General features: G+C 32.8%; 13 protein-coding genes and 1 riboswitch. Of the genes, 8 read left to right on the top strand and 5 right to left on the bottom strand.

What is annotated here, in order from left to right; translation table 11 throughout:
- Positions 1–32: 32 nt before the first annotated feature.
- Positions 33–356 (top strand): DMT family transporter, encoded by a 324-nt coding sequence (locus DN389_RS23535; protein WP_098190592.1) that lies wholly within the window; start codon positions 33–35, stop codon positions 354–356.
- Between the two features lie 40 nt (positions 357–396).
- Here the strand turns inward: DN389_RS23535 and DN389_RS23540 are convergent, their stop codons facing one another.
- The 4 genes from DN389_RS23540 to DN389_RS23555 form a co-directional block, all read right to left on the bottom strand.
- Positions 397–1,626: an aminopeptidase gene (locus DN389_RS23540; RefSeq protein ID WP_098190591.1), complete on the bottom strand. Its 1,230-nt coding sequence runs from the start codon at positions 1,624–1,626 to the stop codon at positions 397–399.
- A 116-nt stretch (positions 1,627–1,742) separates the two neighbouring features.
- Positions 1,743–2,825 carry a polysaccharide deacetylase family protein gene (locus DN389_RS23545; RefSeq protein ID WP_098190590.1) on the bottom strand — a complete coding sequence of 361 codons (1,083 nt, stop codon included), beginning with the start codon at positions 2,823–2,825 and terminating at the stop codon, positions 1,743–1,745.
- Positions 2,826–3,130: 305 nt separating this feature from the next.
- A complete protein-coding gene (locus DN389_RS23550; protein ID WP_098190589.1) occupies positions 3,131–4,234 on the bottom strand; it encodes a polysaccharide deacetylase family protein in 1,104 nt (367 codons plus the stop codon).
- A 281-nt stretch (positions 4,235–4,515) separates the two neighbouring features.
- Positions 4,516–5,712 (bottom strand): NupC/NupG family nucleoside CNT transporter, encoded by a 1,197-nt coding sequence (locus DN389_RS23555; RefSeq protein WP_060486877.1) that lies wholly within the window; start codon positions 5,710–5,712, stop codon positions 4,516–4,518.
- A 202-nt stretch (positions 5,713–5,914) separates the two neighbouring features.
- Positions 5,915–6,016, bottom strand: a riboswitch (purine riboswitch).
- Positions 6,017–6,137: 121 nt separating this feature from the next.
- Here DN389_RS23555 and rlmD point away from each other — a divergent pair.
- From rlmD to DN389_RS23580, 5 genes are all read left to right on the top strand, one after another.
- Positions 6,138–7,514: a 23S rRNA (uracil(1939)-C(5))-methyltransferase RlmD gene (gene rlmD, locus DN389_RS23560; protein ID WP_016133496.1), complete on the top strand. Its 1,377-nt coding sequence runs from the start codon at positions 6,138–6,140 to the stop codon at positions 7,512–7,514.
- Between the two features lie 160 nt (positions 7,515–7,674).
- A complete protein-coding gene (locus DN389_RS23565; protein ID WP_060486879.1) occupies positions 7,675–8,664 on the top strand; it encodes a tRNA dihydrouridine synthase in 990 nt (329 codons plus the stop codon).
- Positions 8,665–9,032: 368 nt separating this feature from the next.
- Positions 9,033–9,953 (top strand): restriction endonuclease, encoded by a 921-nt coding sequence (locus DN389_RS23570; protein WP_149237664.1) that lies wholly within the window; start codon positions 9,033–9,035, stop codon positions 9,951–9,953.
- Between the two features lie 202 nt (positions 9,954–10,155).
- A complete protein-coding gene (locus DN389_RS23575; RefSeq protein WP_149237665.1) occupies positions 10,156–10,872 on the top strand; it encodes an SLATT domain-containing protein in 717 nt (238 codons plus the stop codon).
- A 12-nt stretch (positions 10,873–10,884) separates the two neighbouring features.
- Positions 10,885–12,309, top strand: a complete 1,425-nt coding sequence (locus DN389_RS23580) for an RNA-directed DNA polymerase (protein ID WP_255450995.1) — start codon at positions 10,885–10,887, stop codon at positions 12,307–12,309.
- Positions 12,310–12,411: 102 nt separating this feature from the next.
- Here the strand turns inward: DN389_RS23580 and DN389_RS23585 are convergent, their stop codons facing one another.
- The gene (locus DN389_RS23585; RefSeq protein ID WP_149237666.1) at positions 12,412–12,636 is read right to left on the bottom strand and encodes a helix-turn-helix domain-containing protein; all 225 of its coding nucleotides are present in this window, start codon (positions 12,634–12,636) and stop codon (positions 12,412–12,414) included.
- 237 nt (positions 12,637–12,873) lie between these two features.
- Between DN389_RS23585 and DN389_RS23590 the strand changes: the two genes are divergently transcribed.
- Together DN389_RS23590 and DN389_RS23595 are read left to right on the top strand one after the other, a co-directional pair.
- Positions 12,874–13,839, top strand: coding sequence for an ankyrin repeat domain-containing protein (locus DN389_RS23590; protein ID WP_255450997.1), 966 nt, complete (start codon positions 12,874–12,876; stop codon positions 13,837–13,839).
- 456 nt (positions 13,840–14,295) lie between these two features.
- The gene (locus DN389_RS23595; protein WP_149237667.1) at positions 14,296–15,042 is read left to right on the top strand and encodes a rolling circle replication-associated protein; all 747 of its coding nucleotides are present in this window, start codon (positions 14,296–14,298) and stop codon (positions 15,040–15,042) included.
- Positions 15,043–15,168: the final 126 nt, after the last annotated feature.

Consider the following 15,168-nt stretch of genomic DNA (forward strand, 5'->3'; position numbering starts at 1 on the left):
CTCTATAAGGTAACAGAGAAGGAGATTCTAGTATGGTATATTGGTTATTATTACTTGTTACAATTATTTTTGAAGTAGCTGGAACAATTGCGATGAAACTATCAAATGGTTTAACAAAGCTTGTTCCAAGTGTACTTATTTTCGTATTTTATGGAATTTGTTTCAGCGTATTTGCTATCGTTGTCAAAAAAATTCATTTAAGTATTGCTTATGCGATTTGGTCTGGTGTAGGAACATTACTTATTACAATCATTAGCGTGTATTTCTTCAAAGAGCACATTAACTTATTCCAAGCACTTTGTATTCTTTTTATTGTTTTAGGAGTAATTGGGCTTAAGGTTTCATCGGCATCATAAAAGGCTATCTTCCGGTGTGGAAGATAGCCTTTTGTTTGTATTAAAATGCCCAGTTACCTTTACGGAAGATTGGTTCATGTCTTCCATCATCTGTAATACCATCGATATCAAGCTCAGCTGATCCAATCATGAAGTCGTTGTGTGTAATACTATTGTTTGCTCCGTTTTCGGCAAGTTCTTCTTTAGACATTGTTTTTCCGCCAACTAAGTTGAAAGCATAAGCACTTCCGATTGCAAGGTGGCAAGATGCGTTTTCATCAAACAGCGTATTGTAGAATAAAATATTTGTGTTTGAAATTGGTGAATCATGAGGTACTAAAGCTACTTCTCCTAAGAAGTGAGAACCTTCATCTGTTTCTACTAAATGTTTTAAAGCCTCTTCACCAGTTTCAGCTTTATAATCTACGATACGTCCGTTCTCAAATGTTAACGTGAAGTTATCGATAATATTACCTGCAAATGCTAACGGTTTTGTGCTAGATACTTGGCCGTTTACACCTGTTTTAAGTGGCATTGTAAATACTTCTTCAGTTGGAATGTTCGCCATAAATGGTACGTTCTTTTCATTTAAGCTACCAGCACCAGCCCATACATGCTTTTCTGGAAGTTCGATCGTTAAATCTGTTCCAGGAGCTGTATAGTGAAGGGCTTTATAATGCTTATCGTTTAAGTAATCAACTTTTGTATGTAACGTTTCATCGTGTTCTTTCCATGCTTCCACAGGATTTTCTAAATCCGCACGAGTAGCTTTGAAAATAGCATCCCATAGTTTTGCTTCTTGTTCTTCTGGTGCAACGTCAGGGAATACTTTCGCAGCCCATTCTTTCGTAGGAACAGAAATGACACACCAGCTTACTTTATCAGCTTGTACGTAATCACGGTATACTTTCATTGCTTCACCAGCTACTTTATGAGCTGTTGCGATACGCGTTGATTCTACACCTTTTAATAAATCAGGGTTTTCTGCATAAATAGACATAAATGCAGCACCTTCTTTTGCTAATTCTTCACGAGCGTGTGCTTTCCAAGATGGGAACTCAGCGAATGCTTCTTCAGGAGCTAGGTCGAACTTTAAGCGTGTTAACGTCTCATCATTCCAGTCCACATATACGTGTTTTGCACCAGATTTATATGCTTTTTCTGTAACGAGGCGCACAAATTGTACAGCTTCAAGAGGTGCACTAATTGATAATGTTTGTCCTGGTTGAATATTAACACCAACATTGACTGCAAGAGCAGCATATTTCTCTAACGTTTGTTCAAATGACATATGTATAATCTCCTTTAATTTGAAAGATTTCTTACTATATATAATACAAGAAAATTCAAAAAATATATATAAATATAGCGTAAAAAGAGAGCTCAAAATATATTGAGCTCTCATCGTTATTTAATCGAAGAAGCAAATTGTTCTACAGTCGTCGAATTGTGTATGCGAACACGCTTCATTTTTAATAATTCATCGGGTTCACCTTTTGTGATGAACTTTCCGGATTTTGTTGTCGTCGCAAATTGATAATATTTCTTCGTTTCTGCAACAACTTTATCATCCACATGACCGAATGGATAAGCAACTGCAATAACAGGCTTACCTGTTATTTTCTCTAGCTTTTCCTTTGATTCTTTTAATTCTTCTTCATAGTTTGTAATTTTCGGCAAGTCTGCATGTGTTGCAGTATGAGATTGCATAGAGAAAATGCCGGAATCAACCATTTCTTTTATGTCAGATGTAGAAAGTGATCCTTCTACATCAACGTTATCAACAATCATATATTCTGTTGCTGTTGGTTTAAACGTAGCGTCTTTTAGCTTTTGTAAAATATGAAATGCATTCATATTATTTTTCATACCGTCATCAAATGTAACAAAGATAGGTTTATTCACTTTATTTATATCGCCCCAGCGTTCAAAAGTTAGTAATGTATAGCCGTTGTCCTTTAAATATTTCATTTGGGCTTCAAAGTTAGCGGGGGATACGAATAAATCTTTAATGCCTTGTCCGTGATAATCATCGATTGCATGGTACATAAGAACGGGAACCTTTTGCTCGAAAGTAATAGTAGATTTCGTGAGCGGGATCGTTTTCCCATCTTCTTTCATTCCTATTGCTTCAATTTGGAATTCACCGCGTTTTCCTTCAAATTCTTTTATGTCAAAAGGAAGTGTAAACTGTTTCTCTTTTTCTTTAGAAGAAAAAGATTTAGTGTGTTCCTTTCCGCCAGCTGTGTGCCAGATTTTATATTGTACCTCAGTTAAAGTATCCTTTATATCTGTCATATGAATAGTAGTATTTGTAGATTCGTGTGTAATTGGATGATAAGAAATTTTACCTTGTTCTTGTACGGTCACTTCTTGTTTCTTAGTCTCTTGAACCTTTTTCTCTTTTTTAGGCTCTTGACTTACATTGCTAGTATTACAGCCTGCTAGAATGGCAGACGTACATAAAGCAATTGCTGCGTATTTTCTCATAAAATCACCTTCTATTGTGTATTATGTTGCATACTCATATTTAAAATCCCCACCGCTGTAAGAGAGGTGGGGATATACCCTTGTTCATCATATCATTTTAGTAATGAGATAGGTTTTTAATAGAGGTATTTCTACCATCTTTTAGTAAAGTTTACTTTATCCCGCTATTTGTGAGCAGTAAGACCCCACCTCAGAATTCAGCAAAAGCAAAGAGGTTAGGTGGGGGGAATCAACTGCCCGTAAAAGCTCGATTGGTGAGGGCTAATAATCAGTGGGGGTGAACAAAACCCCCACTGATTAAAGTTTTACTTTATAAGAGATATGAATTTTTCCATTGATGTATTAGGCCCTACAAAGTGGCGTTTAATTAAGTACTGTTCGTTTGGCATCCCTTTTGTAATGTGATTACCGTGATCAGTAGTTACTGCGAACTCATAATGTTTTTTTGTTTCTTCAACAGCTGGGTCATTATAAGAACCTACTGGATAGGCGAGAGCGATGACCTTTTTACTAGTAAGGGCTTCGATTTTTTCTTTCGAACTACGTAATTCCTCATCATAATTGCTTGAATGAGCCATCATCGTATGATTAGCAGTATGTGATTGAATAGAAAAAATGCCTGAATCCATCATTTGTTTTATCTCATCTGTTGATAGACGATTTGGTTTGTCTATCTCATTTGCAGTAAGGAATTCAGTAGCCGTAGGTTGAAATCTATCATCCTTTAATTTTTGTAAAATATGAAGAGCGTTCATATTATTTTTTCGACCATCATCCATCGTTACAAAAACAGGTTTATTTACACGATTTATATCATTCCAACGTTCAAATGTAAGCATCGTATAACCGTTATCTTTTAAATATTGCATATGTTTTTCGAATTGCTCAGGTGGTACGTATAAGCCGTAATCCCCATCACTTGGTCCAGGGTATTTTTCAATCGCATGGTACATTAATACGGGTACATGTTGCTGGAATGTAATTTTAGATGTTACTAGATTTGTTTCAGTATGATCTTCTTTGATTCCTACTGTTTCAATTTGAAATTCGCCACGTTTTAAATGAAATGATTTTAAATGTAGTGGGAGGGCAAAGTCACGTTCTTTTTCTTGTGAAGTAAAAGTTTGTTTGTTTTCAGGACCATCAGCAGTACGCCAAATAGTGTAACGTACTTGTGTGAATGAATCTCTTAAATCCTTTGTATAAAGCGTGGTGTTTTGTGCGTTATATTCATACGGATCCCATGTAATAATCCCTTGTGTTAAAGGCAGTTCAACCGCTTTCGCTTTTTTTTGTTCAACTGTTTGTTTCGCCGTTGCTTCTTTTATTTGTTTATCACTAGTGCTACTAGTGTTACAACCTACGAGAATAGCAGAAGAAAGTAAAGCGATATATGTATATTTTTTCATTCTATCATCCTTCTATTGTGTTTTAATTATCATCACTTATGTCTTGAAATTATCATTCGTATAAGTGACACTAACTCAAATTTTCGATTTTAAAAATTTGAATTATACCCTTGTACATCATATCACTATAGAATATAGAGGGGAATACATTTTTGGAATAATTCGGAAAAACACTTTATGTTTTTCTGGTGGAGTTTACATAAAAATACATATAGAAGAAAGTAAAAAAACTCCACCTAAATTTCCTTTTGAAAAAGGAGAAGTAAGGTGGAGTTTTTTTATTATATAAACAATCCAGCGATTGTCGCAGATAAAATAGAAGCAAGTGTTGATGCAAATAGCATTTTCCAACCAAATTTTGATACGACGCTTCCTTGTTTTTCAGAAAGGGCACGGATTGTACCAACGATCGCACCAATTTGGCTAATACTTGCGAAGCTAATTAAGAATACTGTAACGATTCCAACTGTACGTGGAGATAATGTTGATGCAACACCTTTTAAATCAAGGATTGCTACAAACTCGTTTAATACAATCTTCGTACCCATAATACCACCAGCTGGGATAATATCTTGAGTTGGAATACCCATTAAGAATGCGAATGGAGCAAGTATATAACCGAAGATTTGTTGTAAAGTAACAGCATAGCCCATTGCACCTGAAGCTGCGCTAATTACGTAGTTTACAACTTCCATCACACCGATGAAGGCAATCATTAATGCAGCAACGATACCAGCTACTTTTAAACCATCAAGCGCACCGTTAATCATTGCGCCGATAAAGCTGTCTCCGAATAAAGTTCTATCAAATTTTTGAATCACTTCATCTTCTTTCTTCGTATCAACTGGTGTTAATAGCGAACAAACGATTAAGCTTGAGAATAAGTTTAGTGGAAGAGCTGCTAGTACATATTTCGCATCTAACATCATTACGTATGATGCTGTAACAGAAGCAGAAACGGAACTCATTGCAGAACAACAAATGATAAACATACGGTTTTTGTTAAAATGCTGTAAATCGTTTTTAATAACGATTAATGCTTCACTTGAACCGAAGAATACAGAGTTTACTGCGTGGAATGACTCGACGCGTGGTAAACCAGTAATTTTTGAAATTGCACCGCCGACAACGCGAACGATGAATGGTAAAACACCTAAATAACTAAAGATAGAAAGTAGTGCTGAGAAAAATACGATAATTAATAATACATTTAAGAAAAAGACAAAATCTCTTTGAATTCCATTAAAGAGAAAATCGACGCCTGTCGTACCAAGTTTAATTAGTTTGTTGAAAACTTTACTAATGAAGATGATAATTTGTTGACCAATTTTTGTGCCAAACATAAACCAACCGATTAAAATTTGGAAACCAATCATAATAGCAATTGCACGGAAGTTGATTTTACTTCTATTGTTTGACAAAGCAAAGCATAAACCTAAAACGACAAGAATACCGATAATGCTCATTACATATTGCATGTAGTTGCCCCTTTCAGAAGTTCGTATAAAGTTTGTACATAAAACGCTCGTTATATTACTAAAAGTAAAACAAAGAGGTTTTATGTCATACGTAAGATGTCTGACCTTTTAGAAAAATGAAAATAAAAAAAGACCCATATGGATTCACTTTCATCTATGAGAGAAAGCTAATCAATATGAGTCCTTTTTTGCACATAGGCTAATATTCATTAGTTTTCCCCATAGTCCAGCAATTTAAGGTTGCCGGGTAGAAACTCTCGATCCATATTATCGAGTATATATGAGGTAACATCGTCCGTATTAAATTAGTAGTAGCGTAACATTAACAGAGAACTATCGTCAATAGCTTTTTTTCTTCCGATAGAAAAAGACCATATAAGTATGATAAAATGTAACGCAGTGTTATGAAAAAGAGAGGTCGGAAAATGAGTACAAAAATGACGCCACCAGTTGAGAAAAATGATTTTATAGATGTAGTATTTGAAGATTTAACACATGATGGTGCCGGTGTTGCGAAAGTAAAGGGCTATCCTATTTTCGTTAAAAACGGATTACCAGGTGAAGAAGCACAAATTAAAATTATTAAAGTGAAGAAAAACTTCGCATTCGGTCGTTTAATGAAGCTTCATACAGAGAGCCCATATCGTAAAGATGCAGAATGCCCAGTGTACAATCAGTGCGGCGGTTGTCAGCTTCAGCACTTAACATATGAAGGACAATTACAAGCGAAAGAAAAACAAGTACGTGACGTTATGCAGCGCATTGGCGGATTAAGCGATGTTCCTGTGCACCCTGTACTTGGTATGAAGAACCCATGGGTATACCGTAACAAAGCACAAGTACCAATTGGAGAACGTGAAGGTGGACTTGTAGCTGGTTTCTATCGCCAAGGAACACATGACATTATTAATATGGAATCATGTTTAATTCAGGCAGAAGAAAACGATACATTAATCCAGGAAGTAAAACGTATTTGTGAAAAACACGGTATTTCGGCATACAACGAAGAGCGTAACAAAGGAACACTTCGCCATGTAATGGCTCGTTACGGACAAGTAACAGGGGAAATTATGCTTGTCTTCATTACTCGTACAGCAGAATTACCAAACAAAAAAGCAATCATTGAAGAAATTGCTGCGAAATTCCCAGAAGTAAAATCGATTGTTCAAAACGTAAACACGAAACGTACAAACGTAATCTTCGGAGACACGACGACAGTACTGTACGGATCAGAATACATTTATGACTTTATCGGTGACATTAAATTTGCAATTTCAGCACGTTCATTCTATCAAGTAAACCCAGAACAAACGAAAGTGTTATATGATAAAACGTTAGAATATGCAAAACTAGATGGCAACGAAACAGTAATTGATGCCTATTGCGGAATTGGATCAATTTCCTTATTCCTAGCGCAAAAAGCGAAAAAAGTGTACGGCGTTGAAATCGTCCCAGAAGCAATCGAAGACGCAAACCGAAACGCAGCACTAAACAACATGACAAACGCTGAGTTTGGCGTAGGAGAAGCAGAAGTAGTTATTCCAAAATGGTACAAAGAAGGCATAATCGCCGACACAATGGTCGTAGATCCACCGCGTAAAGGTTGTGATGATGCACTACTAAACACAATCATCGACATGAAACCAAAACGCGTCGTATACGTATCATGTAACCCAGCAACATTAGCACGTGACTTAAAAGTACTAGAAGAAGGCGGATATAAAACGCAGGAAGTACAACCTGTTGATATGTTCCCGCATACGACTCATGTGGAGTGTGTAGCTTGGCTTAAGTTGGTATAATAGGAAAGCAGTTGATATAGGAGAATCTATACCATCTGCTTTTTGGTTTACAAAAATACCATTTATAAGCGATTTTAGTTAAAATAAATATTGCTGATTTTCATAAATTATAAATTGAGAGTTTGAAATTGCATTCATATTGAGAGGATTTGAATTTGAAATGATAGATAATTTTTGGAGTGATTTACCACGACCATTTTTTGTACTTGCACCAATGGAAGATGTGACAGACGTTGTTTTCCGTCACGTAGTAAGTGAAGCTGGTAGCCCAGATGTATTCTTCACAGAGTTCACAAACTCGGATAGCTATTGTCATCCAGAAGGTATGAAAAGTGTACGTGGCCGTTTAATCTTTACAGAAGATGAACAACCGATCGTGGCGCATATTTGGGGAGATAATCCTGAATATTTCCGTCAAATGAGTATTGGTATGGCAGAGTTAGGATTTAAAGGTATTGATATTAACATGGGTTGCCCTGTACCGAACGTAGCATCAAGAGGAAAAGGTAGTGGCCTTATTCTACGTCCAGACGTTGCGGCAGAACTTATTCAAGCAGCAAAAGCGGGCGGACTACCTGTCAGCGTAAAAACACGACTGGGCTTTAAAGAGTTAAGCGAATGGGAAGATTGGTTAACGCATATTTTCAAACAAGATATCGCAAACCTTTCTATTCACTTACGTACAAGAGAAGAAATGAGCCAAGTCGATGCGCACTGGGAGCTAATTCCGGAAATTAAAAAATTGCGTGATCGCATTGCACCAAATACGTTAATAACAATCAATGGAGACATCCTTGATCGTAAAATGGGGCTGGAACTTGCTGAAAAATACGGCATTGATGGTGTAATGATCGGACGAGGTATCTTTAAAAATCCATTTGCTTTCGAAAAAGAGCCAAGAGAGCATAGCAGTAAAGAACACCTTGATCTTTTAAGACTACAACTTGATCTTCAAGATCAATATGCAGAAGTATTACCACGCTCTATCACAGGACTACATCGCTTCTTCAAAATTTATGTAAAAGGCTTCCCTGGAGCTGCTGAACTAAGAAATCAATTGATGAGTACGAAATCAACGAATGAAGTGCGTGCATTGCTTGATAAGTTTGAGGCGAGTGTTAATGTGGTAGAAGGTAGTGAAACAGTGTAACTTTTGAAAGTTACACTGTTTCATTTTAATTAAGGTGAACCGTACCACAAGTGATAGTAAAGCGTAGGTTTGAGTTGGAGGTTCCATTTAATTGTTTTTTGTAATATAGTTTGATAATAGCTAAGTAGAAATAAGTTTTTTATAAAGAATAATTAACATTTATTAGTGTTTATATGGAAGAGCGTCCTAGATATATAATTTTGGCGCTCTTTTTTATTATTTAAAATGTTAATTGTTGTAAAAGTTTAGATGAGGTAAAATAATGTATAAAGTATAAATTTAGTACATATTTTTAGTAGTTTTTATTAAAGGGAATGTGTAATTTGACGTTCTAGTTTATCTCAAAAGCGCTATGGGGTGGTTTCTTTATGGAAATTAAAATTTCAGCTTCAGCTATTCAATATTTAAAAGAAGCTCTTTGTAATATTTATTGGTATAAAAACGATTTGAAAGGTTTTTTATTAAATTGTATTAGTGATAAAACAATAATTTATAAGGTTGATTGGAGTAATTATAAGAGACAAATTGTTTCAGATATCATCGATGAGCTTATGAAAAATCAGGAGAGAAATCTTGGAGATATTCGTAGGATACTATACGAAGTAACTCAAATGACAAGTTTTCGTCATTTAGAGCAAATTGAAGATGGAAAGCGTAAAGCGGAAAGAGCCAAGGCGTCCGTATATGATTTGAAAAGGGTAATTGAGGATCATGATGCACAATTAAAAAAAGAAGCAGCAATAAGAAAAAAAAGAATAGAGAATATGGAGAAGATTAAATCAAGCCAAGCTTTATTGACACGCCTTGATGAGATAAAACAAATATATTCAAAGCTAGTGATATCTAAAGATCATCATCGTAGAGGATTTGAACTTGAAAAAGTTTTATACAATATATTTGAATTGTTCGATTTAGATCCAAGGGCTTCTTTTCGTAATATAGGAGAACAAATTGATGGTGCTTTTTCTTTAGAAGGAACTGATTATTTATTTGAAGCAAAATGGCAAAGTTATGCGGTTAATGCTTCAGATTTAGATGCTTTTTCAGGAAAGATTAGTCGTAAATTAGATAATACATTAGGGCTCTTTCTTTCGATAAATGGCTTTTCTGAAGATGCAGTGAAAGTTTATTCATTAGGACGGAGTACAATATTATTAATGGACGGAATGGATTTATTAGCGGTTTTAGAAAATCGAATTGATATAGTATCTCTTATTGTAAGGAAAAGGCGGCATGCTGCTCAGACTGGGAATATATATTTAAAAGTCGAAAAATTACTAAATGACTAACTTTAAAATAATTTGAGGAAGAACGTATTACAGTGATGATAGGGCAGAGAAGTGATTTAGAAGTTTTAATAAATGATTTTTAATAATATATCTCTCATGAATTTTATAATTAATATAAGATTTATGAGAGGGGTTATTTTTGTTAATTAATATAATATAGGAAAGATACGTTATGGATAGTAATGTATGGAGGTATTAATGTATGAGGAAAAGCTATAGAGAAATCACAATTCTGTCTGAGATTGAAAAAAAGATTAACACATTAAATAAAACAAGAAATAATCGAATTGAAATGAGTATTAGATTAAAGGGTTATAGTGATAAATGGAAGTTGATTTTTTTCTTCTTGAATATTGAAGCGGTAATTTTTGTATTATTGTCTTTGGGTGGTAAAGAAATACACCCGTTATTTGGGGAATCAATTTTTAGCTTAATGTCAGGCGTTTTTTCTATATATGTAATATTAGTACAATACTATATTAATGAACTTAATTATAATGAGAGGGCTCTTAAAGTTCATTATCATCAACTGGATCTAGAAGATTTAATCTTAAAATTAAAAGGACTAATATTAAATCATAATGTTAAGGGGAACACGAATGATGAACAAGCTTTAATTAAGTCATTTAATATCATAATGTTTGAATATCAATCCACTTTAAAAAATAACGAAAATCATGATTCAGTTGATAATGAAAAGAGTAAATTTAATCAGATTAATATAAAATTACAAGAAAAAAAAGTCAAAGAATTAGAAGGAAATGACGAAAGTGAAGATTCAAATGATGGAATCCAAAATGAGTTGGATTTAAAAGAAGTGAAGGATTACACTGTCGATAATATTATATTAAATATTAATAAGTTTTTTGTTTTTATTCCTATAGTTTTAGTAATGATTTTATTAATATTTGTAAAGTGAGTGTATATATAAGTGGAAAATAATAAGGTTTCAGAAATAGCCTATAGATATATCTTATCTATGTCGAAAACAAAAAAATTTAATCCTCAAACAATTGCTAATATAAATATCCTTAGGGAATATGGACTTAAGGGTATTAAAAGTGAAATGGAAAAAAGCGTTAAAGAATTTTGTGAAACGAATCCAGTAAAAAAATCTCGTGATTTTGTATATAAAAATGACTATTTTACGCCGAGAAATATGCATTTAATTAATCCGTTATATTACACCTATTACACATATATAGTTTTTAAAATAGCTGATTTATTTTTAAATGGTAATGGGAAGCTGAATTTTTCCAAAGAACGTATGGATATATTTTATTCAGGATTTTTAGATATGCATTCAAAAGAAGATATTCCAAAGAATGCAAATTTTAACACTAGCTATAGATTATTTCAAGAAGAAAGAGAAAAGTATTTTGGTATGCCGGTTTTAAAAGTGGATATACAGGATTTTTTTAATTCTATTAAAGTGAAATCACTTATTAATAGGTTAAGAGCCTATTTAGGTGAACAAAGTGTAATAAATGATTTGGAATATTTTCTTGATTTTTGTGGATTTGAATATCTACCACAATTTCATTACTCTATAGCTTCATCTATATTATCACAGTTCTATTTATTAGACTTTGATTCAAAAATGCATAGAACTTTGAAAAGAGAAAATCTCTTTTTAATACGATTTGTAGATGATATGTTCATTGTTTATCTAGATGGTGAAATGAATGAAAAAAGAAATAATGATTTATTAAATGAGATTAGTTATTTCTTATGGGAGGAGGAGTTAGTGTTAAATTCCTCTAAGACAAAATTATTAAGCCCACAGGAGTATCAAGATACATTTGAATTAATGGAAATGGAATATGATTTCGAAGAAATATCTTATTCAAGTGAAAAAATTATTGAGGATAGAACAGATGAAATTCTCGAAGAAGGATATTTAATTATACTCATAGAAAAATTATGCGAATTAGAAGAGTCAGTAGGAATAGATTTAAATGAATATAAAGAATTAATGAGGGAATATATTTCAATTGATGGTGAAGATACGAGGAAGGTGTTAAATAATATTATATTTTCTAACAAATGGAAAAATTTAGGCAAGCAAGACTTAAAGAAAATAATCGATAATTGGAGATATATCTTATTTAACCCTGCTCAATTTACTATTTTATACATATTAGTTTGTAGGCATCTAGAAAATAGGAATGTAATTAGTGGGTCAAGTATTAAAGAGGTTTTAAATTATTTATTCAGAAATGAAAATTTTAATTTTCGTGATACTTTAGTGGCTATATCTTATTTGTTTCAAAACCATAAGAAAAATAAGGACTTACTTAATAAAGTGGAAATTGTGAATCCAGAATATGTAGATTTCATAAGAAGTTTTATATAAAAATGAGAATTCTTTAGTTATAGAATGGATACTGATTTTATGAATTAAAATAATAATTTAGATAAAAAAGGAATAAAAAACACCTATAATAGTTGGTCTTTTTTATTCCTTTTTTATTATATCAAAATCAATAATCTCTCTAATATCCTCAATATTAAAAGTCTCGGCAATCTTCTCTATATGTTTAAAGTTAATATTTTGTCTTTTTTGATTAGCTAATTCACTTAAAGCTGCGTGGCGAATATCTGTTAATCTTGATAATTCTCTCAAGGATATTCCTTTTTCTTTAGTTAGTTCATGTATTTTCACTATAACTTTTCTGGTCATCTTTATCCCTACCCAACTTTTATCAGTTGACTTTATGGAGAAAGATACCATATAATTTTTCGAAAGGTGGTACGCTTTAACGTACCGCTTCTTCACTTTGATTGCTGATAAGCGGAAAAATTTATGGTGTAATATGTAAATTAGGGTACGTGGAATTGTGAATAAATAAAGGAATATAATTTTTTTTGCATAAAACAATATATATGTAAAAAATAGGATGTGATGAAGGTGAACTATATGAAAATGATAATGGTAATAGTTCTCTGTTTCTTAGTAGGATGTCAAAACTTAAATTCAAGCAGTAATCCTAATGATAAAGAGAATGTGGAATTGTCCAATAATGATGGAAAGCAACGTATAAAAGAAAAAAAGGAAATTTTGAATGTAAATGAAGATGAAATAAGGAAATTTATTGACAGTGCGGAATTTTTAGGATTACAGCAGGTTAAACCTGATAAATTATTTTTTACACACTTACAAGCCCCAGGGTTTTCTATTCAGTTAGAAGGAGAAAATCCAAGCAAAATGACGGGTGCTATGGTTGATATCTCTTATGAAAGTAAAAATGAATCAATGGGACGTGGAATTATTGCTAGCATGCTTAGTTTATTATTGAACAAGGAAGATGAGAGGCAAGCAAATTTATGGATTGCTAAACAGCTTGTTGAAGCTGAACGCTCTCTTAAGAGAGGGATAAAAACAGAGGAGACCAAGCTTAAGGTAGATGGATTAGTACTAGATTTTTTTCCACCAGCTACCCTAGATAACCCTAATGCGACCTTGTTGATATTTGCAACGGATACTAGGAAGAAATTAAAGGAATCGGAAAACTTCGTTCCAAATAATAAAAAGGAACATTTATCTAAGGAAGAAGCAAGTTTAGGAAAGCCTGATTCAAGTCCCAATAGCGTAGATGATTATGGAGTAACTAAATTAGCACGTGCTTCAGGTGAGGGAAATATTGAGTTAGTTAAAGAATTATTAAAGCAAGGTGCTAATCCTAATTTGTACGAAGCTCATGGAGAACCACCTTTAATTTGGGCAGTCCGATCAAGCCAAGATAACGTAGTAAAAATATTATTAGAAGCTGGAGCTAATCCAAATGTAAAATTAGCGGGAGGTATTACTCCTTTAATGATTGCAAAAGAAGAAGGAGCAAATGTTACTATTAAATATTTATTAGAGTATGGGGCCAAAGAATAATTGTTAAATAATGTATTAAAACCACTTGTTAATTCAAGTGGTTTTAATTTTTTACAAATTATATCTTTATTTTAATAAGTATATATAGTTCTCTCGATAACTTGTTGTAAGTGGTGGTAATAAAAATGAATTAACTATTAATTATATTAGGACGAAGTCCCTCTGCGTAGCAGAGAAGGGGTAACTTTGAAAGTAGTTAAAGGAGATTTTTAGGTAATGAAATTCAGTAAAGTAAGGTGTATATAGAAGCTTATTTGTAGCTGGAGAATCTTTGGAAAATGTACTTAATAGAGTTGTATTAGCTAAAAGATTAAAAGTCGTAAGTCACCTATTATTTAGGTGGCTTGTTCACATTTTGTTCACAATTATAATATTTTTTTAAAAAATTTATTAACCTTTCGGATATTTTTTTATTTTCCTCCTTTGTTTAAGTGAAAGTTAAAAAGGAGGAATAGAATGGAGAGTTATAACTGTAAATTAATTGATTTGGGCGATTATGTAAAAGTAATTAAATATGAAAAATCAATATCGACTGCTCAAGTTAAGGCTACAAGTAGAAGTATTAGTGAGAAGCTATATTTAAATGTACAAGAGAAAGGCTTATCTAAAGTAAGAAAACTGAAAAATAGCGAAATTGATAAATTTATCCATATTATTATCTCGAACTTTAAGGTTAATGACATGTTTATTACTTTAACCTATAAAAAAGAAGAGGTTACCATTAATGAAGCGAGTAAGGACTTTGATAATTGGATTAAACGAATGCGTTGGAGATATGGTGACTTTAAATATGTGGCTATACGTTCTTTTCAAAAGCGTGGAACTATTCATTATCATCTTTTGGTTGATATACCAAGATTGCCTAAAGAGGATTTGAAAAATAAAACTTTCGAGAAAATATGGGGACGTGGGGAGGTTTATATTGAACGAATTTATAAACTGGGAGTTGTATATTCTCATTCACCTTTACTAAAGTATTTGGTTGGTAATTTAAAGGAGTTTAAAGCCGATGAAAGAGCGTTTGGAAAAAGGTTATATATAAAGAGTAAAAATCTTATTGAGCCTACTGTAATTAAGGGTGACTACAATAAAATTATGGAGCATCTAAAGAAAGATAAATCTAATTTGGAGCAGATTGATAAACGTAAATGTAGTGTTGAATTTATTGGAAGTATAGAAACCGAAATATATATAAAAGAATAGAAATTAAAAGCAAGTTTGGTTTTAGAGTGTATTTATATTTAAAACATAAGTATTTTAAAATTATCTATGATGCCCCTAATAACGATACATTTAAAGTAATATTTAGGGTTTTGAAGAAATTTAAAA

Source organism: Bacillus sp. AY3-1 (assembly GCF_008368785.1).
GTDB classification, from domain to species: domain Bacteria; phylum Bacillota; class Bacilli; order Bacillales; family Bacillaceae_G; genus Bacillus_A; species Bacillus_A wiedmannii.